General features: G+C 67.1%; 24 protein-coding genes. 4 read left to right on the forward strand and 20 right to left on the reverse strand.

The features are described from left to right. Positions 1-38 precede the first annotated feature (38 nt). Positions 39-419 (forward strand): helix-turn-helix domain-containing protein, encoded by a 381-nt coding sequence (locus SAZ01S_RS10215; protein ID WP_167693133.1) that lies wholly within the window; start codon positions 39-41, stop codon positions 417-419. A gap of 13 nt (positions 420-432) precedes the next feature. Here the strand turns inward: SAZ01S_RS10215 and nadA are convergent, their stop codons facing one another. The 17 genes from nadA to SAZ01S_RS10295 form a co-directional block, all read right to left on the reverse strand. Then, positions 433-1434 (reverse strand): quinolinate synthase NadA, encoded by a 1002-nt coding sequence (gene nadA, locus SAZ01S_RS10220; protein ID WP_084582171.1) that lies wholly within the window; start codon positions 1432-1434, stop codon positions 433-435. A gap of 77 nt (positions 1435-1511) precedes the next feature. After that, complete coding sequence (locus SAZ01S_RS10225; protein WP_245824759.1) at positions 1512-2288, reverse strand: hypothetical protein; 777 nt, start codon at positions 2286-2288, stop codon at positions 1512-1514. A gap of 106 nt (positions 2289-2394) precedes the next feature. Continuing rightward, a complete protein-coding gene (locus tag SAZ01S_RS10230; protein ID WP_139810022.1) occupies positions 2395-3258 on the reverse strand; it encodes an MBL fold metallo-hydrolase in 864 nt (287 codons plus the stop codon). 125 nt (positions 3259-3383) lie between these two features. Continuing rightward, entirely contained in the window at positions 3384-5024 is a 1641-nt protein-coding gene (locus tag SAZ01S_RS10235) for a M56 family metallopeptidase (RefSeq protein ID WP_084582173.1), read from the reverse strand. Next, positions 5021-5389, reverse strand: coding sequence for a BlaI/MecI/CopY family transcriptional regulator (locus tag SAZ01S_RS10240; RefSeq protein ID WP_084582174.1), 369 nt, complete (start codon positions 5387-5389; stop codon positions 5021-5023). The genes SAZ01S_RS10235 and SAZ01S_RS10240 overlap by 4 nt, the downstream gene beginning before the upstream one ends. A gap of 539 nt (positions 5390-5928) precedes the next feature. Then, positions 5929-6261 (reverse strand): Grx4 family monothiol glutaredoxin, encoded by a 333-nt coding sequence (gene grxD / locus SAZ01S_RS10245; protein WP_084582175.1) that lies wholly within the window; start codon positions 6259-6261, stop codon positions 5929-5931. 3 nt (positions 6262-6264) lie between these two features. Then, on the reverse strand, positions 6265-6504 hold the full coding sequence (locus SAZ01S_RS10250) for a BolA family protein (protein WP_084582176.1): 240 nt from the start codon (positions 6502-6504) through the stop codon (positions 6265-6267). A gap of 1 nt (position 6505) precedes the next feature. Further along, entirely contained in the window at positions 6506-6829 is a 324-nt protein-coding gene (locus SAZ01S_RS10255) for a DUF1476 domain-containing protein (protein WP_084582205.1), read from the reverse strand. Positions 6830-7148: 319 nt separating this feature from the next. Next, a complete protein-coding gene (locus tag SAZ01S_RS24030; RefSeq protein WP_167693134.1) occupies positions 7149-7301 on the reverse strand; it encodes a hypothetical protein in 153 nt (50 codons plus the stop codon). Positions 7302-7386: 85 nt separating this feature from the next. Then, positions 7387-8388 (reverse strand): NADPH:quinone oxidoreductase family protein, encoded by a 1002-nt coding sequence (locus tag SAZ01S_RS10265; RefSeq protein ID WP_174596102.1) that lies wholly within the window; start codon positions 8386-8388, stop codon positions 7387-7389. Next, the gene (gene leuD / locus SAZ01S_RS10270; protein ID WP_084582178.1) at positions 8351-8980 is read right to left on the reverse strand and encodes a 3-isopropylmalate dehydratase small subunit; all 630 of its coding nucleotides are present in this window, start codon (positions 8978-8980) and stop codon (positions 8351-8353) included. Before leuD ends, SAZ01S_RS10265 begins: the two co-directional genes overlap by 38 nt. Before the next feature lie 98 nt (positions 8981-9078). After that, on the reverse strand, positions 9079-9219 hold the full coding sequence (locus SAZ01S_RS24035) for a hypothetical protein (RefSeq protein ID WP_157105662.1): 141 nt from the start codon (positions 9217-9219) through the stop codon (positions 9079-9081). Positions 9220-9239: 20 nt separating this feature from the next. Further along, a complete protein-coding gene (gene leuC, locus SAZ01S_RS10275) occupies positions 9240-10682 on the reverse strand; it encodes a 3-isopropylmalate dehydratase large subunit (RefSeq protein WP_084582179.1) in 1443 nt (480 codons plus the stop codon). 91 nt (positions 10683-10773) lie between these two features. Beyond that, on the reverse strand, positions 10774-11259 hold the full coding sequence (locus SAZ01S_RS10280; protein ID WP_084582180.1) for a DUF6680 family protein: 486 nt from the start codon (positions 11257-11259) through the stop codon (positions 10774-10776). Positions 11260-12013: 754 nt separating this feature from the next. Further along, positions 12014-14980 carry a TonB-dependent receptor plug domain-containing protein gene (locus tag SAZ01S_RS10285; protein WP_084582181.1) on the reverse strand — a complete coding sequence of 989 codons (2967 nt, stop codon included), beginning with the start codon at positions 14978-14980 and terminating at the stop codon, positions 12014-12016. Between the two features lie 376 nt (positions 14981-15356). Further along, positions 15357-16313 carry an NAD-dependent epimerase/dehydratase family protein gene (locus SAZ01S_RS10290; protein WP_084582182.1) on the reverse strand — a complete coding sequence of 319 codons (957 nt, stop codon included), beginning with the start codon at positions 16311-16313 and terminating at the stop codon, positions 15357-15359. Beyond that, on the reverse strand, positions 16313-17275 hold the full coding sequence (locus tag SAZ01S_RS10295) for a bile acid:sodium symporter family protein (RefSeq protein ID WP_084582183.1): 963 nt from the start codon (positions 17273-17275) through the stop codon (positions 16313-16315). The genes SAZ01S_RS10290 and SAZ01S_RS10295 overlap by 1 nt, the downstream gene beginning before the upstream one ends. 165 nt (positions 17276-17440) lie before the next feature. On the opposite strand from SAZ01S_RS10295, the gene SAZ01S_RS10300 reads away from it, so the two are divergent. From SAZ01S_RS10300 to SAZ01S_RS10310, 3 genes are read left to right on the forward strand one after another with little or no spacing between them, the layout of a single operon-like run. Then, positions 17441-17929: a DUF2975 domain-containing protein gene (locus SAZ01S_RS10300; RefSeq protein WP_084582184.1), complete on the forward strand. Its 489-nt coding sequence runs from the start codon at positions 17441-17443 to the stop codon at positions 17927-17929. Further along, on the forward strand, positions 17929-18147 hold the full coding sequence (locus SAZ01S_RS10305; RefSeq protein WP_084582185.1) for a helix-turn-helix domain-containing protein: 219 nt from the start codon (positions 17929-17931) through the stop codon (positions 18145-18147). The genes SAZ01S_RS10300 and SAZ01S_RS10305 overlap by 1 nt, the downstream gene beginning before the upstream one ends. Then, positions 18144-18884, forward strand: coding sequence for a hypothetical protein (locus SAZ01S_RS10310; protein WP_084582186.1), 741 nt, complete (start codon positions 18144-18146; stop codon positions 18882-18884). Before SAZ01S_RS10305 ends, SAZ01S_RS10310 begins: the two co-directional genes overlap by 4 nt. On the opposite strand, the gene SAZ01S_RS10315 is transcribed toward SAZ01S_RS10310, so the two are convergent. From SAZ01S_RS10315 to SAZ01S_RS10325, 3 genes are all read right to left on the reverse strand, one after another. Continuing rightward, positions 18885-19559: a hypothetical protein gene (locus SAZ01S_RS10315; protein ID WP_084582187.1), complete on the reverse strand. Its 675-nt coding sequence runs from the start codon at positions 19557-19559 to the stop codon at positions 18885-18887. A gap of 31 nt (positions 19560-19590) precedes the next feature. Then, positions 19591-20001 (reverse strand): acyl-CoA thioesterase, encoded by a 411-nt coding sequence (locus SAZ01S_RS10320; protein WP_167693135.1) that lies wholly within the window; start codon positions 19999-20001, stop codon positions 19591-19593. A gap of 105 nt (positions 20002-20106) precedes the next feature. Beyond that, positions 20107-20877, reverse strand: coding sequence for a FadR/GntR family transcriptional regulator (locus SAZ01S_RS10325; RefSeq protein ID WP_084582188.1), 771 nt, complete (start codon positions 20875-20877; stop codon positions 20107-20109). Positions 20878-20890: the final 13 nt, after the last annotated feature.

Here is a 20890-nt window from a genome sequence, read left to right on the forward strand (position 1 = left end):
AGGGCTGGGTCGACGCACCGGGGGGTCGCCAAAGAAAAATGCCCTATTCGACGTTGCCAGAAAGCTGGATTCACGCCGCCGCCACGCTTCGCGCCCGCCGCGAATCGGTGGGCATGTCGCTCGCGCAACTCGCGAGCCGTACCCGTATCGGACAGAATTATCTGGCGGCGATCGAAGAGGCCCGGTTCGATCGCTGCGGCGCGGCGATCTACGCGATCGGGTTCACGCGCTCGGTCGCCCGCACGCTCGAGCTGCCCGAAGGGCCGATCGTCGCGGCGGTGCGCGACGGCCATGCCGTGGCGCCCACTAGCGCAGTGCCGGCGCCGCCACCCGCGCCGCCGCGCCGGCTGGTGCCCAATCTCGGCATCGCCGCCACGGCAGCGCTCGTGCTTTCGCTGCTTGGCAGCGTGCGGCCTTAGCGCGCGATGGCGATCAGGCCGGCACCGGCCCCAGATCGCCCTGTCCCACCGTGCCGCTGGCCAGCTCCAGCATGCGGTCGAGGCTCTTCTTGGCCCGAACGCGCAGTCCGTCCTCGATCTCGATTCGGGGGCTGAGGTCGCGCAGCGCGAGGTAGAGCTTCTCCATGGTGTTGAGCGCCATGTAGGGGCAGATGTTGCAGTTGCAGTTGCCGTCTGCTCCCGGCGCGCCGATGAAGTTCTTCTCCGGCATCGCCTTCTGCATCTGGTGGATGATGTGCGGCTCGGTCGCGACGATCAGCGTGTCGCCGGGGATCGTCTTGGAGAAATCGAGGATGCCCTTGGTCGATCCGACATACTCGGCGTGATCGAGGATATAGGCCGGGCATTCGGGGTGCGCGGCGATCGGGGCGCCGGGATGCTCGGCCTTGAGCTTGAGGAGTTCGGTCTCGCTGAACGCCTCATGGACGATGCACACGCCCGGCCACAGCAGCAGCTCGCGCCCGGTCTTGCGCTGGAGATAGCCGCCCAGGTTGCGATCGGGGCCGAAGATGATCTTCTGCTCCGCCGGGATCTGCGCCAGGATCTTCTCGGCCGAGGAGCTGGTGACGATGATGTCGCTCAGCGCCTTCACCTCGGTCGAGCAGTTGATATAGGTCAGCGCGATATGGTCGGGATGCTGCGCGCGGAAGGCGGCGAACTGGTCGGGCGGGCAGCTGTCTTCCAGGCTGCAGCCGGCGTCCATGTCGGGCAGCACGACGATCTTGTCGGGCGACAGGATCTTGGCGGTCTCCGCCATGAAGCGCACGCCGCAAAAGGCGATCACGTCGGCATCGGTCTCCGCCGCCTTGCGGCTGAGGTCGAGGCTGTCGCCGACGAAGTCCGCCAGGTCCTGCAATTCGGGCTTCTGATAATAATGCGCGAGGATCACCGCGTTGCGCTCCTTGCGAAGCCGCTCGATCTCGGCGCGGAGGTCGAGTCCGCTGAGGCTGCCGCCGATGCCGTTGCGCGCGTCCATGTCCAAAACTCCCGTTGTGCGCCCGCCACATGGCCCGGCGGCGCGCCGGGATCAAGGGAGCGGCCGCCCGCGCGGGATCAGTGCAGCCAGGCCGGCGGCGCGGGATAGGCTTGGCCGGGCACCGCAGCACCCGGGCTGCCCGCGGTCGCCTGGGCATAGATCGCGGCGCCGACCGGGCCGTTGCCGACCACCTCCATCAGCAGCATCGTTGCCGACATCGCGCCGCAGCCCCACCACCAGGCGGGATGCACCCGCCCGCTGCGTCGCAGATCGGCGAGGATGCCGATCACCGGGAACAGCATCAGCGTGCTGAACACCCAAAGGCCGGCGTGCGGGATCAGGAACGGCATCGGCAGCAGGCGACCGAGACCCGGGCCGGTGAGCATCGCCATCCCGCAATAATGCAGCCGCCGGTGCCATTCGGTAGCGCGCCGCAGCACCACCGCCGCGATGGTGAGCGCCGCAAAGCTGAGCACCGTCAGCTCGTCCATCACCAGGAAATAGGCCGGGGTGAAGAAGAACGGTACTTCCGCGTTGCGCACCATCGCGATCGTCACCACCGATCCGGCGGCGATCATCGCCACGATCCACACCATGCCGATCCAGCCGAGCGCGCGGTGCAAGTCCCGCCGCCCGGCGACGACGAAGTAGTTCTGCGCGAGATAGAGCGCGACCCAGCCCATGAAGATCAGCGCATGCGCATGCACCCGCACCGGCGAGGCGAAGCTCGATCGCCCCATCGCCGCACTGAGGGAGAAGCCGGCGACGATGGTCAGCGCCATCACGATCGCCATCATGAAGAAGAAACGATCGTTCCCGCGAATCTTCGAGCCTGCCTGGGCTGCCGTCGCCATGCCATCCCCCCGGACTTCTGCTGGCAACAATCTAGCATGATTCGCGAAATTCACGAACCATTTCTTCACCTTTACTGCGCGGGAACGATTGCTCGACCAACCACCCTCAGGCGCGCAGCCGCCATCCCTCGCCTTCGGCGGCCACCCGCGCCCGCGATTCCAGGTCGATCAGATGGGCGAGCACCGAACGGCCCGCCGCGCCGTATAGCTGCGGGTCGAGCCCGACATACATGCGCTCGACCATCGCCGACACCTCGCCGACGCCCTGCTCCAGCAGCCGCAGGATCTGCCCCTCGCGCTGCTTGCGGTGCCCGGCCAGGCCGCGCACGAAGCGATGCGGGTTCTCGATCGGATCGCCATGCGCCGGGTAGTAGATCCGATCCTGCGGGCGATTGATCAGCCGGTCGAGACTGGTCATGTACGCGGCCATGTTGCCGTCGGGCGGCGCCACCACGGTGGTCGACCAGCCCATCACATGGTCGCCGGTGAACAGCGCACCGCTTTCCTCCAGCGCGAAGCAGAGATGGTTGGAGGTGTGGCCCGGGGTCGCCACCGCGGTGAGCGTCCAGCCCTCCCCCGCCACTTGCTCGCCATCGGCCAGCACCTGGTCGGGCGAATAGCCGGTGTCGAACGACGCGTCGGCGCGCGGGCCCGCATCGTCGAGCGCCAGCGGCGCGCAGCCGATGATCGGCGCGCCGGTCGCCGCCTGCAGCGTCGGGGCGGCGGGGCTGTGGTCGCGGTGGGTATGGGTGCAGAGAATGGCGCGCACCGGCCGCTCGCCGACCGCCGCCAGCAGCGCGGCGAGGTGATCGGCATCGTCGGGACCCGGATCGATCACCGCCAGATCGGTGGTGCCGATCAGATAGGTCTGGGTGCCGCTATTGGTGAAGGGCGAGGGATTGCCCGCAAGCACCCGCGTCACCAGCGGTTCGAGTGCGATGGCCAGGCCCGTGGGAGCGTCATCGGTCATGCTGGCGCATTTGGGCATTCCGCGCCGCAGGGCAAGGCGCGTACAAGCGGGACCGGCCCCGAAGGAGTAGGCCGGCCCCGCCGAGAACGCCGCCGCGGGGCAAACTGCGACGGCGCGCTACCGGTTTAGTTGTCGCCGTCGTCGTCCTTGGCATCGGCGCGCAGTTCGGCCAGCGCCTGGTCGATGCCGGCCAGCGCTTCGGCGCGCTGCGCGGCGCTGAGGCTCGCCTGCGCCTCGATGGTACGGCGGGCGTGCTGCAGGCTCATCAGCGCGCTGCGCATCGCCATGTCCTTGTTCATCGCAGCCATGCGCGTGGCGTTGGCGCTCATCGCGGCGATCCGGTCGCTGCAGATGATCATCACCTGCTTGCCGCCCTCTGAGCGGTGCTCGACGGTCGGTGCATCGCCCTTACCGCACTTGCCGTCGCGGATCTCGGGGATGCTCGCCTGGATCGCCACCATGTCGGGCACGGTGATCTCCATGCGCTTCCCGTCGCGCTGGACCATCACCATCTTCCGGATGCCCTTTCCGTCGCTGGAATTATACTCGTAGCGATAGACATGATGCTTGCCGGCGGGACCTTCGGGCACGGCCGGGGCCGGTGGGGCTGGCGGCGCGACCGGTGCGGGCGCACCATGCGGCGCGGCCGGGGCAGCGGGCGCCGCCGGAGCGACCGGCGCAGCGGGCGCAACGGGCGCTGTCGGCGCCACGGGGGCCTGGGCCTGGATCGCGGCATGGACACCCTCGCGGATGCGCTCGGCGGCCTGGCTGCCCGAGGCGGTGAGTGCGAGCGCGGCGAGCGAAACGGTGGTGATCCCGGCCAGCCCCGCGCCGATGCGGATGGGGGAAAGCTTCCGGTGGATCGAGAGCATGCGCAATCTCCCTTTGACGTCGTTTATGGTGTGGAGGTGACAAGCCGCCGAGACCGCGCCCCCATGCGCGGACTTGACGATCGCACGGCCATAGGCATGGCGCAGTGCCTGGGCGCGGCCGGCGAGCACCAGGGCGTCGCAGGCCATTTCCTGGTCGGCGCGGAAGGCGCGGAACGCCCGCCATGCGACCGGATTGAACCAATGGGCGGCCAGTACGATCAGCGCGGCCCAGTTGGCGATCAGGTCGCCGCGCAGATGGTGGCCGAGTTCATGGGCGAGCGCGAGATCGCGTTCGACCTCGTCATAGCGCTCCGAAAAGTCGCGCGGGAACGCGACGTACTTGCGGAAGATGCCGAAGGCGAGCGGGCCATGCGCGGCATCGGTCTCGATCACCCGCACCCGGCCTTCCGCTACGGTGCGATCCACCCGCGCCCGCGACAGCAGGTGACGGCAGAAGCGGCGATGCGCCACCAGATGATAGGCAAGGAAGATCAGCGCACCCGCGCTCCACAGCGCGAGGAGCAGCAGCGTGACGTTCAGCCCCTCGGCCACCGGCGTCGGCGCGACCAGCGCGGCGGGGAGATGGTGCCCCGCCGCTCTGAGGTCGATGGTGACCACCGCGCCCTGATCGACGGTCTCCGGCAGCGTGGCGGAGTTGAGCACGCCCATCGCGACGGCGGGCGCCTCGGCCGCCTTGCGGGTGAGCGGCGCGAGCCACTGGCTGAGGTGCCACTGCCCCGGCAGCGGCGGCAGCAGCATCCGCGCGAAGGGCAGCACCCACAGCGCATAGGCGAGCTGCGGCCCGAAAGCGCGACGCACGGGTCCGCGGAGGGCAAGCGCGAGCAGCATCAGCAGCGTGCTCGCCAGCAGCGTTTCGATCCACCAGCCGATCATTGCTTCAGCTCCTTCAACAGAGCCTCGATCTCGGCGATGTCCTCGTCGGTAATGGCATCGCGCTCGGCCAGATGCGCCACCAGCGGGGTGAGCCGGCCGCCGAACAGCCGGTCGATCAGCTTGCGCGACTCGCCCACCACATAGTCGCCGCGCGCGACGAGCGGGCGATAGCGGTAGCGGCGCCCATCCTCTTCATGCGCGATGACGTTCTTGGCGAGCAGCCGCCCGAGCAGCGTCTTGACCGTGTTGGCGCTCCAGTCGCGATCGGCGGGCACCCGCTCGGTCACTTCCTGTGCGGTGAGCGGCGATTCCTCCCACAGAACCTCCATCACCGCATGTTCGGCTTCGCTGATTCGCTCGGTCATACACCCCTCACTGACTACGCTTGTAATCGCTTTGATTACGTCTGTAGTCAAGCCGCTGAACGACGGATGAACGCGCCGATTTCCGTGTCAAAGCGTCGGCTCGCCTTACACGTCGCAGGAATGGTTAAGGCGGGTTGACCACTGCAACGGGCCGGCAGCGCCGATTTCCCGATTCTGGCACGTGCCCTGCTATTATAAGGGGACAAGGCGTCTCCCCCCAAGACGCTCCAGCGTCCCCCCAGACGCTTCGGGCGGATCAATGGTTCACCGGCATGGCCATCGATCCGCCCACACCGGGGCCGGGCAGCCCCGCCACACACAGCCGCCATCTTCCCTAGCCATCCTCGCCCTCCATGGTCATCCCCGCGTAGGCGGGGATCCATTGGTGGAGTCGTCGCGGCTCTTTCGGCATCGTCCTGGCAAATGGATTCCCGCCTTCGCGGGAATGACGACCCAGTTGTGAAGAGGGCGCCCCACAAACGAAAAGGGCCCCCGCCACCAGCGAGAGCCCTTCCCTTACACCCGTACGAACCCGCGCGTCAGGCCGAAGCCGCGACGCCCTTGTCAGCCATCAGCTGGGTCAGCTCGCCGCTCTCGTACATTTCCATCATGATGTCCGAACCGCCGACGAACTCGCCCTTCACATAGAGCTGGGGGATGGTCGGCCAGTCGGAAAAGGCCTTGATGCCCTGGCGGACGCCCTGGTCCTGCAGCACGTCGACGCTGTCGAACTCGACGCCGAGATGGTTGAGGATCGCCACGGCGCGGCTGGAAAAGCCGCACTGGGGGAACAGGGGGCTGCCCTTCATGAACAGCAGCACGTCGCTGCCATCGACCAGCTGCTGGATGCGGGCCTGGGTATCGTCGGTCATTGCTTACTCCTCGGGCGTCGCTTCGGTGGTCAGCTGGAGCGCGTGGAGCACGCCGCCCATCCGTCCACCCAGCGCCGCATAGACGGCCTGATGCTGCCGCACGCGCGGCATGCCCCGGAACATGGGGGCGACGACCCGCGCTGCATAGTGGTCGCCGTCGCCGGCGAGATCGGTGATCTCGATCTGGGCGTCGGGGATGCCGGCGCGGATCAGCGCCTCGATCTCGGCAGCGGCCATCGGCATGTTACTTGGATTCCATCAGCTGGCGGCGCGCCTCGACGGTCTGCTCCTCGATCTGCCGGCGGATGGTGGCGTCGTCGATCTCGACATTCGCCGCGAGCATGTCGCCCAGCAGCTTGCGAACCACGTCCTCGTCGCCGGCTTCCTCGAAATCGGCCTGGACGACCGCCTTGGCATAGGCGTCGGTCTCTTCGGGCGTGAGGCCCATCTTGGCGGCGGCCCACTGGCCGAGCAGCTTGTTGCGGCGCGCGGTGATGCGGAACGCCATATCCTCGTCGCGCGCGAACTTCGCCTCGAACGCCCGTTCGCGATCGTCGAATGCGGTCATCATATGCCCCTTAGCTAAACTCGGGCCCGAGATAGGAGGGCGGGGCCGCGCTGGCAACGGGGGAGGTTCCGGATGGCGGGGTTGGAGCGTCCGTCCTACGCCACCAAGGCCGAGTTATCGACTTCAACGTCAAGCTATAGCGGCACCTCCAAACCATCGTCATTCCCGCGAAAGCGGGAATCCATTCGCCTGTACGCTGGGGGGATAGGACCGCAGCTTCAGCGCCAATGGATCCCCGCCTTCGCGGGGATGACGCGGAGATTGCGACGATTGGGCGAGTCCAACAGCGACGGGAAGGAGGTGAGGACGATTGCGGAGGTCACACGTTCAGCGCGATGGCGATGATCCCCGCGGCAGTCAGGAACGGCGCGAGGAACGCCGCAACGCCGCCGAACCAGCCCCACCTCCGGTAGGCCCGCTCGATCCCGAACTCCCAGCAGAATTCGAAAACAGCTCCAACGACCTCCGCCATGTCAATGCCCCCAAGACACTGTTGGAGCATCGCCCGCCTCGACTTTAAAGGCAAGCTGGAGACGCAAGGGCGCGTCGGTACACCCCTACCCCGCCACCCGCACCACCACCTTCCCGATCACCGCCCGCGCCGCCATCTTGGCGATCGCAGCACCGCCCTCGGCGAAGGGGAACACCTCCGTCACCCGCGGGGCGATCTTGCCGTCGCTCCACAGCCGGAACAGCGTGTCGACATGCGCGCGGTTGGCTTGCGGGTCGCGCGCGGCGAAGGCGCCCCAGAACACGCCGCACACGTCGCAGCTCTTGAGCAGCGTGAGGTTGAGCGGCAGCTTGGGGATGCCCGCCGGGAAGCCCACCACCAGATAGCGCCCCTCCCAGCCGATCGCGCGCAGCGCCGGCTCGGCATAGTCGCCGCCTACGGGGTCGTAGATCACGTCCGCGCCCTTGGGGCCGACCGCCGCCTTGAACGCCTCGGCCAGCGCCTTCGACGCCTCCTTGTCCAGGGCCCCGCGCGGATAGACGAGCGTCGCATCCGCGCCCGCCGCCCGCGCGGCCTCGGCCTTCTCCTCGGAGGAGACCGCCGCCACCACCGTCGCGCCGTATGCCTTGCCCAGCTCGATCGCCGCGAGCCCGACGCCGCCCGCCGCGCCCAGCACCAGCAGCGTCTGGCCGGCCTTCAGCTTGCCGCGGTCAAGCAGCGCATGGATCGTCGTCGCATAGGTGAGCAGCAGCGCCGCGCCGTCCTCGAAGCTGCGGCCTTCGGGCAGCCGGTAGAGCTGCGCCGGGCTCAGCACCAGCTTCTCGACCAGCCCGCCATGGCCCGGCACCGCGATCACCCGGTCGCCCGGCGCCCAGTCGGTGACGCCCTCGCCCACGGCTTCCACCACGCCGGCGATCTCGCCGCCCGGCGCGAACGGCCGGGGCGGCTTGAACTGGTAGCGATCCTCGATGATCAGCACGTCGGGATAGTTGATCGCGCAGGCGCGCACGCCAACCAGCACCTGGCCCCTCCCCACCTGCGGATCGGGCACCTCTTCCAGGCTTAGAGTATCAGGTCCGCCCGATGCCTTCGACAGCAACGCCTTCATGTCCGCCTCCTACAGCGATCCACGGGCGTTCGTGCGCAACCGCGGATTCGAATTTCGAAATCGCGGTATCTTGTGCCAGCGTCATGCCGATCTCGTCCAGCCCCTGCATCAGGCAGTCGCGGCGGAACGGATCGAGCTCGAAGGCGAAGCGGTCCTGGAAGTCGGTGGTGACGGTCATCGTCTCCAGGTCGACGGTGATCTCGTTGGCGGTCGCCACCTGCACCAGCCGGTCGATCGCTTCCTGCGGCAGCACCACCGTGACGATGCCGTTCTTGAAGGCGTTGCCCGAGAAGATGTCCGAGAAGCTCGGCGCGATCACCGCCTTGATGCCCAGATCGGCCAGCGCCCAGGCGGCATGCTCGCGGCTGGAGCCGCAGCCGAAATTCTCGCCCGCCACCAGGATCGGCGCGCCGGCATAGCGCGGATCGTCGAACAGGTTGCCGGGCTCCGCGCGGACGCTCTCGAACGCGCCCTTGCCCAGCCCCTCGCGCGTCGTGGTCTTCAGCCAGTGCGCGGGGATGATGATATCCGTATCGATGTTCTTGGCGCCCCAGGGATAGGCACGGCCCGAAACCTGCTGGATCGGCTCCATCAGCGGCGCTCCGCCGACACGGTGTTCAGATGCATGGACACAGCTTTCCTAACGAATGGCCGGCGGCCATCCCAATTTCCGGCAATCGGCCGCCCGCGTCAGCGCGGTGCGACGACAGTACGCTCGAGCGCCGGGATGGTCTTGATCGGCGTTTCCGGCCGCGGATAGGCACCCGCATAGGCAGCGGCGACACCGCTAAGAATGGTTCCGGCAATCAATGCGACGAGCGCCTTTTTCACGGCGTCTCTCCCCTTATCAGTTACGCGTGGTTCGCCATCAACTCGCGAACGTCCGTCAGGTGCCCGGTCACCGCCGCCGCTGCCGCCATCGCGGGCGAGACGAGGTGCGTGCGGGCACCCGGGCCCTGGCGTCCTACGAAATTGCGATTCGAAGTGGAAGCACAACGTTCGCCGGCGGGCACCTTGTCCGGGTTCATCGCCAGGCACATCGAACATCCCGGCTCGCGCCACTGGAAGCCGGCCTCCAGGAAGATCCGGTCGAGCCCTTCTTCCTCGGCCTGGCGCTTGACCAGCCCCGAGCCCGGCACGATCAGCGCCTGGCGGATGCGGTCGGCGACCTTGCGGCCCTGCACCACCGCCGCGGCGGCGCGCAGATCCTCGATGCGGCTGTTGGTGCACGATCCGATGAAGATGTGCTCGACCGGAATGTCCTGCATCGCGGTGCCGGGGGTGAGGCCCATATAGTCGAGCGAGCGCTGCGCGGCGGCGCGCTTCGAGGGATCGGCGAAGCTCTCCGGATCGGGCACGACGCCGGTGATCGGCACCACGTCCTCGGGGCTGGTGCCCCAGGTGAGCGACGGCGCGATGTCCGCCGCGTCCAGCGTCACCACCTTGTCGTAGACCGCGCCCTTGTCGGTCGGCAGCGTCTTCCAATAGGCGACCGCGCGGTCCCACGCCTCGCCCGTCGGCGCCAGCGGGCGGCCCTTGAGATAGGCGAAGGTCTTCTCGTCCGGCGCGATCAGCCCCGAGCGCGCGCCGCCCTCGATCGACATGTTGGAGATGGTGAGCCGCCCCTCGATCGAGAGGTTGCGGATCACCTCGCCGGTGAATTCGATGACATAGCCGGTGCCGCCGGCCGCGCCGATCTTGCCGATGATCGCCAGCACCACGTCCTTGGCGCTGACCCCGTGGCCGAGCGTACCCTCGACGCGGACTTCCATCGTCTTGGACTGCTTGAGCAGCAGCGTCTGGGTGGCGAGCACATGCTCGACCTCGCTGGTGCCGATGCCGAAGGCCAGCGCGCCGAGCGCGCCATGCGCCGAGGTGTGGCTGTCGCCACACACCAGCGTGGTGCCGGGCAGCGTGAAGCCCTGTTCGGGTCCGACGACATGGACGATGCCCTGCCGCGCATCGAGCGCATCGATATAGGGCACGCCGAATTCGGCGACATTGCCGCGCAGTGCCGAGAGCTGGCCGGCGCTGGCCGGATCGGCGATCGGCAGCGGATTGCCGGCGGCATCGACACGCGGCGTGGTCGGCAGGTTGTGATCGGGCACCGCGAGGGTAAGATCGGGGCGGCGCACCTTGCGATCGGCCGCGCGGAGGCCGGCAAAGGCCTGCGGGCTGGTGACTTCGTGGACGAGGTGCCGATCGATATAGATCAGGCAGGTACCATCGTTCCGGCGCTCGACCACATGGTCGGCCCAGATCTTCTCGTACAGGGTGCGCGGTTCACTCGACATGCGCGCGCTTTAGTCGAATCATGCGCAGATGCAAGCTTTGGGGACATTTTCTGCCGCACCTCAATCGGCGACCGCCGCCGATCGAGCAGCTTCACTGCTGTCTGCGGCGCCGGAGCTTGGCTTCGCCATCGGCGAACGCGGCCCCCTCCAGCTTGCCAAGGCCGACCGGATAATAGCCTTGTTGGATGTCGTCGACCGTAATCTGATCGCTGAGATCCATCTCCCGTACCACCGCGACAAGGATGTCGTAGAAGCGGTCGACGAGCGGCACGGGCGAAAACGGCTCCGCACCGGCGCACTCCATGAATGCCCGCCGCGCCGCGCGAACGGCCTCCGATTCCAGGAACGCCACATCGATCAGGTTGATGGCGTCCAGCGTATCCTGATGAACGATGGCCCCGCGCCCCTTCATCAACGCGATGAAGACGCTTCTTTGAAGATCGTGGGTCTGCTCGGCCGCACGCGCCTTGGCCCGGTGCTCTTCCGACCATCGCGGGACCTGCGCGGCGATCCACGCGGCCGCCAGCGCGGACAGGAAGGTCAGAATGCCCGCTATTGCTTGGATCCAGGCAGCCACCGTCCTTTAATTCCCCCGCGCCGTCGATGCCCACCCAGTCTGGCGAACCGCCAACTTTAACGAACATGGGCACGCGACGCACGTGACGGAACAGCCGGGCTCCCTGTTAGCGGCCATGTGCCGCAACACCACGCAAGTACCGCTGCACGGCATCCACCTCGTCCGGCCGCAGCGCGTGGAGGTTTTCCTTCCCGACGGCATGGCTGCGGCGGATCACCCATTCGGAGGCGCCAAGCCAAGCGCCGCAAGCACCGCCACGCCCAACCCAAGTCGTACCCAGATCCGCATCGCCATCCCCTTGCACCTCATCTCCCCTCCCGCTTGCGGGAGGGGCTGGGGGAGGGCGTGTGCGAGAAGCCAAGCGAACGCTCAAAGAAGCAGGGCGGCGCCGCGCTGCTTCCACGTCAAGGTATCGCCCGCTCGCCTGACTCACCCTCCCAGTATCAGGTGAACAGCGCCCCGCGCTGTTCAGGCCAGGCCGGGGGCATGGCCGACCTGACACTCCCTCCCGCAAGCGGCAGGGCAATCGCATTTGGAACCTCGCGACGACGGCACGTCCAAAACAATCGTCATCCCGGCGGAAGCCGGGATCCATTCGCGCTGAAATGGCGGTTCTTTCCCCCCGCGTCGAGGGCAATGGATCCCGGCTTTCGCCGGGATGACGGAGCAAATTTGCCAAATGCGATAGCCCTGCCGCAAGCGGGAGGGGACTAGAAGGGCTATGCCAAAGCGGCGCGGGGTTCGCCAGCGTCGCTCAGAACTTGAACCGCAGGCCGGCGCGGTACACCCGGCCGATCTGGTCGTAGAGCGCGGGGTTGTTGAAGATCGTCGAGCGCGCCGGATCGCGATCGAGCAGATTGTCGATCTTGCCGTACAGCGTCACGTCCTTGATCACGTCGAAGGTCGCGCCGACGTCGAGGTAGAACGACCCCGGAATATAGTTGTTGTCGATCGTCGGCCGCTGCGTGGTCGAGGCCGGGCAATTGCTCTGGCAGACGATATATTGGTTGCCGATCGTGCCGGCGGTGAACCAGCGCTCCTGCACCAGCAGCGAGAAGCGGCCGGCATCCCAGCTCTGCACCGCCAGCCATTTCCACTTGGGCGTCGCGCCCAGATTGTTGCCGGCATTGTCGACCGGGATGGTACCCGGCAGGCCGGTGTCGGTAATGTTGTTGATCACATGCGTCGCCAGCGCGCGCAGCGTGAGGTTGCCGGGCAGCCCCAGCGGCCGCGCCCAGCGATAGCTCGCCTCGATGTCGAAGCCCTCGGTGCGGATCGAGGCGAGGTTGAACGCCTGGACGTTGATGAAGTTGGGCCCGGCGGTGTTGCTCAGGTTGAAGGCGCTGCACGTCTCCGGCAGCACCTTCTGGAAGCAGAGATTGACGATGTCGGTCGCCGCTAGGCTCGAGATCACTTCCTCGATCTTGATCTTGTACCAGTCGAACGAGAGGTTGAGCCCCCGCGCCCAGCCGGGATTGGCGAGCGTGATGCCAGCGGTGGTGTTGCGCGCGATCTCCGGCTTCAATGCGGTGTTGCCGATCGAGTTCTGGATGACCAGCACGTTCACCTTGTTGAACGGGTCGAAGAAGTTGGGCAGCGTCGTCGTCACGGGGGCGGCGAACAGCTCGGACAGGTTGGGCGCTCGCACGTCGCGCGAGGTGACGCCGCGGATGCGGAAGCCGTCGATCGGCAGATCCCAGGTGGCGCCGATCTTCCAGGCCCAGACCGTGCCCGAGGTGGTATAGTCGGTCACCCGCGCCGCGCCGTTCAGATTGGCATGGCCCAGTTTCTCCGAATTGAGCAGCGGCAGGTTCGCCTCGAAGAACGCTTCCTTGACGCTATAGGCGCCGGTGCCGTTCTTGTAGTTGCCGGCATACCAGTTGTTGCCGGTGGTGAGCAGCACCGGATCGTCCGGATAGTCGCCGCCCGGCGCGGTTGCCGCGAAGCCGGCGCCATAGGGATCGGCGCGGACCTTGTAATATTCGTGGCGATACTCGCCGCCGAACGCGATCGCCAGCGGCCCCGCCCACAGGTCGAGCGGGGAACCCGAGATGCTGATGCTCGCCACGTCCTGGGTCTGGCGGGTGCGCTGATAGGGCCCGCGCTCGGGCATGATGTAGCGCAGCGCCGCCGCGGAAGGGTTGCCGCCGATGATGTTGAGCGGCTGGCAGCCATTGGCCCGCGCGGTCGCGTCACGGCAGACGATCGCGCCGTTCAGTGTCGTCGCGTCGATCGCCTGGTTGAAGCGGCGCGACAGCATGATGTTGTGCACGTCGATATCGGTATAGTTGGTGCCGTGCTCGCCATAGATGTCGTAGCTCCAGGGCGTGCCGGCGATCTCCACCTTGCCCTTGCCGCCGAGCACGAAGCGATATTGGCGGCGATCGGTATAGACGCGGGTATTGCCCAGCGCGGCGTTGCTGGTGCCGTACTGGAAGCTGGTGATGCCCGCGGTGGCACAGGCCTGCTGGACCAGCGCCGGCACATAGGGGTTGGCGCATTGCAGCGTCAGGCCCGGCCGGTTCTGGCCGTTGACCGGCTGGTTGTTGGTCTTCACCTGGCCGATATTGACGCTGAAATAGATCTCGTTGTTCGGCGCGATGTCGAAGCCCGCACGGCCATAGCCGTTGACCCGCTGGATCGCCGATTTGAGCGAGCGGCCTGCATCGATATTGCCCGAAAGATCGCCGCCCTGGCAGAAGCCGGCAAAGCAGCCGAGGACCGTACCCGCCTTGTCGCGCGCCGGCACGCCGTTCGAGCCATACTGGAACTGGAAGGGCTGGCCGCTCTGGTCGAAGGCGATGCCCTGCAGCGGGCCGGCGGTGATCAGGCCGTATTTGGTGAAGGTGATCGACTGGGCCCAGTCGCGCACGACATATTGCGGCGACCCGTCGTTGAGCACGCCGCGGTCGATCAGCGAGCGCTGGGTGAACCAGTTGCGGCCATTGGCGAGCTTGGTGCCGAACGCGCCGCCGCCGATCCCCTCTTCCTTGTCATATTCGGCGCTGCCGACGAGGTGCAGCCGGTCGCCCAGCGCGCTGGTGCCGGCCGCGAGCTGGACCAGACCGGTGGCATCGTCGCCATAGGTGGTGATTCCGCCCTGGATGTTGCCGCGGATGCCCTTGAAGCGCGTATCGGTGATGAAGTTCACCACGCCGCCCACCGCATCCGAGCCATAGGAGGCCGAGGCGCCGCCGTTGACGATGTCCACCCGCTTCACCAGCAGCTGCGGGAACAGGCTGACATCGGGCACGCCGGTGACATTGGCGCCGACCACCCGCTGGTTGTCGAGCAGCGTCAGCGTGCGGATCGTGCCGAGCCCGCGCAGCGAGAAGGAACTGAGCCCCTGCTGGCCGCTCGAGGTGCTGAAGGTGTTGACCTGGGTGCCCGACGAGCCCTGCAACGACGGCAACTGGGCGATCGTGGTGAACACATTGGGCTGGGCATTGGCGGCGATCTGCTCGTCGCCGAGCACCGTGGTCGGCGTCGGCGCGGTGAAGCCGCTGACCGCGATGCGCGATCCGGTGACGATGATCTCGCTCGCCTGTGCGTCCGAAACGCCCTGCCGGCCCTCCGGCACCGTGTCGCCGGCCTGGGCAGGTGGCGGCGTCTCGCTTTGCGCCAGCGCCGGCAACGGAACGAGGCCGAGCCCCGCGACGACCAGCCGAAGCGATGTGGAGCGCATCAAGGCGCGGCGGCGATCCGTTGCGTGTTCGAACATCCTCAACCTCCCTTTTCCGGCATTCCGGTTCTTCGCGGACCGGCGGGGAGGCAGCGGCGAATGCGTGGCGAGGCCGCGCCGGACATGCCGACGACGTCAGGTCGCACCCATTCCCGTCGCAGTGCAGCAGATGCACCGCGATCGCCGTTCGGCTCCCCTCCAGTCCAACGTCGTGATTCTTCGTAGCGACCGCACGAATGACATGCCCGCAGCACGCTATTGCGCACCACGAACACACCGCCTTCGAGCGATGTTCACGTTAACATCGCCACGCTATTGTTGACTCGGGATGAAGTCAATAGTCCGTGTATATTGGTTTGCCGCGGCGGGTAGCGGCCAGCAACTCAGGCCAGCCGGGCACGATCTTCGCGACCGATCAGCCCGCCGCCTCCTTGGGCGAAACATAGGCCGGGTCGTGCGCAACGGGCAGCGCGCCGCCGTCGCGCAGCGCCGCCAGCAGCGCCGCAAAGTCCGTCTCGCAGCGGAATCCGAGCAACTGCTCGGCCAGTGCCGAATCATAGATCCGGCCGATGCTCGTCGGCAGCGTCCATCCGCGCGCGGCGTAGAGGGCGGGCGCCTCGGGGAAGGTGCGGGCAATGACCGCCGCCGCATCGCGCTTGAGTTCGCCGCAGTCGGCCCGCGCAAACGGCGTCGGCGCCGAGATCACGAACACGCCATGGCCTATCGCCGGTGCCCGCTCCAGCGCCACCAGATGCGCCCGCGCGGCATCCTCCACCGTCAGCCGGCGATGGAGCAGCTCATTGGCCTTCAGGTTTTCGCCCGAGGGTGTGGCGTGGGTATCGTCGTCCTCGGGGAAGAAGCGACTGGTGCGCAGCACGATCGTCGCCAGCCCCTGCTCCAGCCACGCGATCCGGCACAGCCCCTCGGCGGCGAGCTTGGTGACGCCATAGATGTTGCGCGGCTCGATCGGCCCGCTCGTCTCGTCGAGCCATACCGCCGAGTCCCCGGCCTCGTCGCGGATCGCCTGGCTGATCATCAGCGAAGTGGTGGAGGTGAAGACGAACCGGTCATGCCCCGCCGCCTTGGCGCATTCGAGCAGGTTGAGCGTGCCGGTGACGTTGACGTCGACGAAGGCCTGCGCCGGGTACCGCACGATGTCCGGCTTGTGCAGCCCGCCGGCATGGATCACCGCTTCGATCCCGTGCTCAGCGAAGACCTGCTCGACCAGCCCGCGATCGGCGACCGAGCCGAGCACATCGGTGTCCGCGCCGGGCGCGACGTCGAGCCCTATGACCGCGTGCCCCGCCCCCCGCAGCATCGGCGCCAGGAAGCGCCCCAGCCAGCCCGACGATCCGGTGAGCAGCACCCGCATCAGGCGCGGCTTCCGTATTTGCGCGCCAGCACCGCGCAGACGAACAATTGGAGCTGGTGGAAGATCATCAGCGGCAGCACGATCAGGCTGACCGCGCCGCCGGGAAACAGGATCGTCGCCATCGGGATGCCGCTGGCCATGCTCTTCTTCGACCCGCAGAAGACGATGGCGATCTCGTCCTCGGTCGAGAAGCCCAGCTTGCGGCTGCCGAACATCGTCACGACGATCACGATGCCGAGCAGCACCGCGTTGAACGCCAGCACCAGCGCCAGATCGAACAGCGAAACGCGGCTCCATACGCCTGCGACCATGCCCTCGCTGAACGCGGCGTAGACGACAAGCAGGATCGATCCGCGGTCGACCACCATGGTCAGCAGCTTGTGCTTGAGGATGAAGCCGCCGATCAGCGGCCGCGCCGCCTGCCCCGCCGCGAACGGCAACAGGATCTGCATCGCGATCGATTCGAGCTGCGCAAGCGAGAACCCCGCCCCGCTGCCATGGGGCAGCAGCAGCGCCACCAGCAACGGCGTGATGATCACCCCGATCAGGTTGGAAAGCGACGCGCTGCACAGCGCCGCCGGCACGTTGCCCCGCGCAATCGACGTGAAGGCGATCGAGGACTGCACGGTCGACGGCAGCAGGCAGAGGAACAGAATGCCGAGCGCGATGCCCCCCGGCAGCACCTGCCCGGCGAGCGCATAGGCGCCAAGGCCGAGCAGCGGGAAAAACAGGAAGGTGCTCAGGAACACCGTCAGCTGCAGTCGCCAGTTGGTGAGGCCTGCCCAGATCGCCGAGGGTGCCAGCCGCGCGCCATAGAGGAAGAACAGCAGCGCTACGGCGATCGTCACCGCCTCGTCGGAGATATTCGCCCACATGCCGCGCGCGGGAAACAGCGCGGCGAGCCCCACCGTGCCGAGCAGCATCAACAGATAGGGATCAATCCAGCGTCGAAGGGCAGCCATGCGGGTACTCGCAACGGAAAACTGCCGCGCAGATGCGCGCGCCTGCGTAATCGCGCAAGCCTTTCCCTTGCCGAACGAGGGACATATTGATATTCGATATGCGAATCATCGACGTTCGATACGCATCGCATCGATTTTCGAGAAAGGGGACGTCGCGTGCTGCGCATGGTGCGGATACTGCTGATCGGCATGAACCTGCTCAACTGGGCCTTGGCAGCCGGCTTCGGCGCGCTTTTGGTCTTGCTGTTCGCAGCCCCTGCCACCGTGGCGCCGACCTTCGCGAAGTTCGGCAGCCATGCTGCGATGATGGTCCGTGCCGGGGCTGCCACGCTCGGTATCGGCCTTGTCTCGGTGGTGGCAGCGCACATGATCCTCACCCGGCTTACCGCGATGGTAGACAGTGTCGCCACCGGCCGCCCGTTCACCCTCGCCAATGCCGATCGGCTGCGAACCATGGCCTGGGCGCTGCTGGCGTTCCAGCTGCTCGATCTTGCCTATGGTGTGCTCGCCATCCGGATGAGCGCCGCCACCGGTCGCTATTTCGGCTGGAGCCCCGGCATCGGCGGCTGGCTCGCCGTCGTGCTGCTGCTCGTCCTTGCGCGGGTGTTCCGCCAGGGCGCGGCGATGCAGGACGAGGTGGAGGCGACCGTCTGATGCCGCTGCGCGTCACCCTGGACGAGATGCTCTACCAGCGCCGCATGACGCTGACCGAGCTGGCCGACGCGGTGGGCATCACGCTCGCCAATCTGTCGATCCTCAAGACCGGCAAGGCCAAGGCCGTCCGCTTCTCGACCCTCGAGGCGATCTGCGCGGCGCTCGACTGCCAGCCCGGAGACATCCTGATCTATGAACGCGAGGAGAGCGCAGAATGACCTGGCTGAAGCGGTTCGGCATCGACCTGATCGGTGCACATGTCGATGGTGTCCGCGCGATCCGCGCCCTGCCCTGGCTGTTCGGCGTGCTGATCGCGTGGGAACTGGCACAGCACGTCGTCGAGGTGCGGATCGGCTTCTTCACCAGCGTCGACGCCGCGCGGGCGGTGCAGGAGGATGGCGGTCGCATGCTGCTGGGCTGGATCAAGATGCTGTCGGTCTATGTCGGCGGTTTCTTCGTCCTCCGCCAGCTCGCCGGCAGGGTGAATGCGCCGATCGGCACGGCGGCGCTGCGCTACCTGCCGTACCTGGCCTATGCACTGATCGCCTTCGCGCTGATCTTCTATGCGGGCCGGTGGGCCCCCGACCGGGTCGACGAAGCGCGGGCCGTGGTTGCCCTGGCGCAGATTGCGATCGAGCCGCTGCTGATGCTCTGGGTGGTATCCGCCGCTACCGACGGCGAAGTGCGCACGCCATGGCAATCGGCGCGGATGCTCGGCTGGCGCTATGCCTATGCACTGCCGCTGTTCTTTGTCGGGCGGATCCCGGTCAACGCCGTCCACCAGTTGCTGAACCGCTATGCGATGGGCCAGCCGCCCGCTTTGCTTTGGCCGATGCTGGTACTCGACGCGATCACGGTGGGGCTGATCATCGCGGTGATCCCGGCGATTGCGGTGCGCGTGGCGCGCCGCGTACGCGAGCATGTAGCCAGCCGACCGGCCTTGGCCCTCGCCTGATCAGGCCGCGACCGGGAGCGGCGGCACCGCCGCCTCTCCCGCGTCCGCCCATTCGGTGCGCCGCCGCACGAACGGGTTGAGGAACAGGAAGGGCAGCTTCACGAACAGCAGTTCGGAATGGATGAAGCTGTCCACCGCGCGCTCCCACCAGCGCGGTTCGCGCTTGCCGTGCGCGCGCAGCCAGCCGTCATAGGGCGCCCAGTGGCTCGGCTCGTCCTGCTCGATGATGCGGAAGATGCGGGTCAGCACCTTGTCGCCAAGCACCGCCGGATGGTTGAGCAGGACATGGACCTGGCGGTAGCCGCGCTGTTCGGTCAGCGAGATGACACGGCACAGCTTCTCGAACTGGGCATCGTCGTCGATCACCGCCTGGGTATCGAGCGCATCGATGGTGCGGCGGAACATGATCTCCACAAACCGATCGATATGGCCGCAGGTGCGGTCCACTGCGAGCGGCATCCGGCCCTGCAGCTCGAACCAGCGGCGGAACATGTAGTAGTGCTTGCGCTCGTCCGCGCGGTGCTTCTCGATCGCGGCGATCAACGCGGTGTCGTCGGGCGCCCGCACCCGCACCGCTTCGAGCACCCGATCGATGCTCGTATAGCCGCGATGCTCGTTGTAGATGTAGATCGACCCCAGCAGGTCGAGATAGCGGCGGCGGAACGCGGACAACATGGCCAGACGCTATGCGTCTGATATGTTTCCGTCAATCGGCCGCCTTGACGAAGAAATGGTCGATCACGTCCTTCGCCAGCCGCGCCGGGCGCTTGGTCTCGGCATCGAGGCAGCACCAGCTCGACTTCACCTCGGCGAGCACCTCGGAACCGCGCCGGATGATCGTCTCGTAAAAGGCCCGCGCCCCCTGGACCTTCTCCAGCAGCACGGTCGCAACGACATCGTCCTCGAGAAAGGCCGGGCGGCGATAGGTGATCTCGTGCTTGAGCGCGACCCAGAGGTGCTCGGCGACCGCCTCGACCGGGGCCAGCGCCTGCCAGTGGCTCACCACCGCTGCCTGCACCCATTTCAGGTAAGAGGCATTGTTCACATGCCCCATGAAGTCGATGTCGTCCTGTTCGACATCGACCCGGAATTCGAAGGGAATCGCAGCGTTGCTCACCCCTTCATCATAGACCAGCGCGGCCGAACAAGCGACCCGGTGCCCAAGGAAATTCCGCCGAGTCGGGCAGCGCCGCGAAAGCCGCACTTGCCGTAGCGGAATGCGTCAGGCCGGGCCGATTTCCAGCCGCTTGGCCAGCGTGTCGCGCCGCGCGTCGAGCTCGTTGCGGGCGCGTTCGATCAGCTCCAGCTCGGTCGCCTCGAGCAGATCGTCGACCACCCCGCGCAGATGCCGCCGCATCGCCGCGCGGGCGCCGTGCGGATCGCGCGCGTGCAGCGCGTCGAGGATCGGGCGGTGCTCGTCATAGCGCGGATTGACGCCGTTGCGGCGTGCACGATCGAACATGTTCGCGCACAGCGGCGAGCGGCTGCGCAGGTCCCACAGATACTCCACCACGCTGCGGATCGCCGCATTGCCGGTGGCATTGGCGACGGCGATGTGGAAGCGGTGATCGGCATCGAACAGCGTCGCATTGCCGGTGGCGGGATCGGCCATTTCGTGCGCGATCTGGTCGAGTTCGGCGAGCTGCTCGGGCGTGATCGACACTGCCGCCAGCGCCGCCGCCTCGCCTTCGAACAGGATCCGCGCCTCGGTCAGGTCGAACGCGCCGATGTCGAGGTTCAGCGCGTCCTCGCGCAACCCGCCCGAGCTGTCGCGGTGGGTGACGTACAGGCCCGATCCGTGCCGCGCCTCGATCCAGCCCTTCATCTCCAGCGCGATCATCGCCTCGCGGATCGTCGGCCGGCTGACCTTGTATTCCTCGGCGAGATCGCGCTCGCCGGGCAGGCGGGTGCCGACGGCCCAGCGACCGCCCTCGATGCCGTCCGCGATCGATGCGGCGACGCGCTGGTAGAGTTTGCTTCGATTGAGTTTCATCACCCTTGTCTCA

Origin of the sequence: Sphingomonas azotifigens NBRC 15497 (genome assembly GCF_002091475.1) — a bacterium.
GTDB lineage: Bacteria > Pseudomonadota > Alphaproteobacteria > Sphingomonadales > Sphingomonadaceae > Sphingomonas > Sphingomonas azotifigens.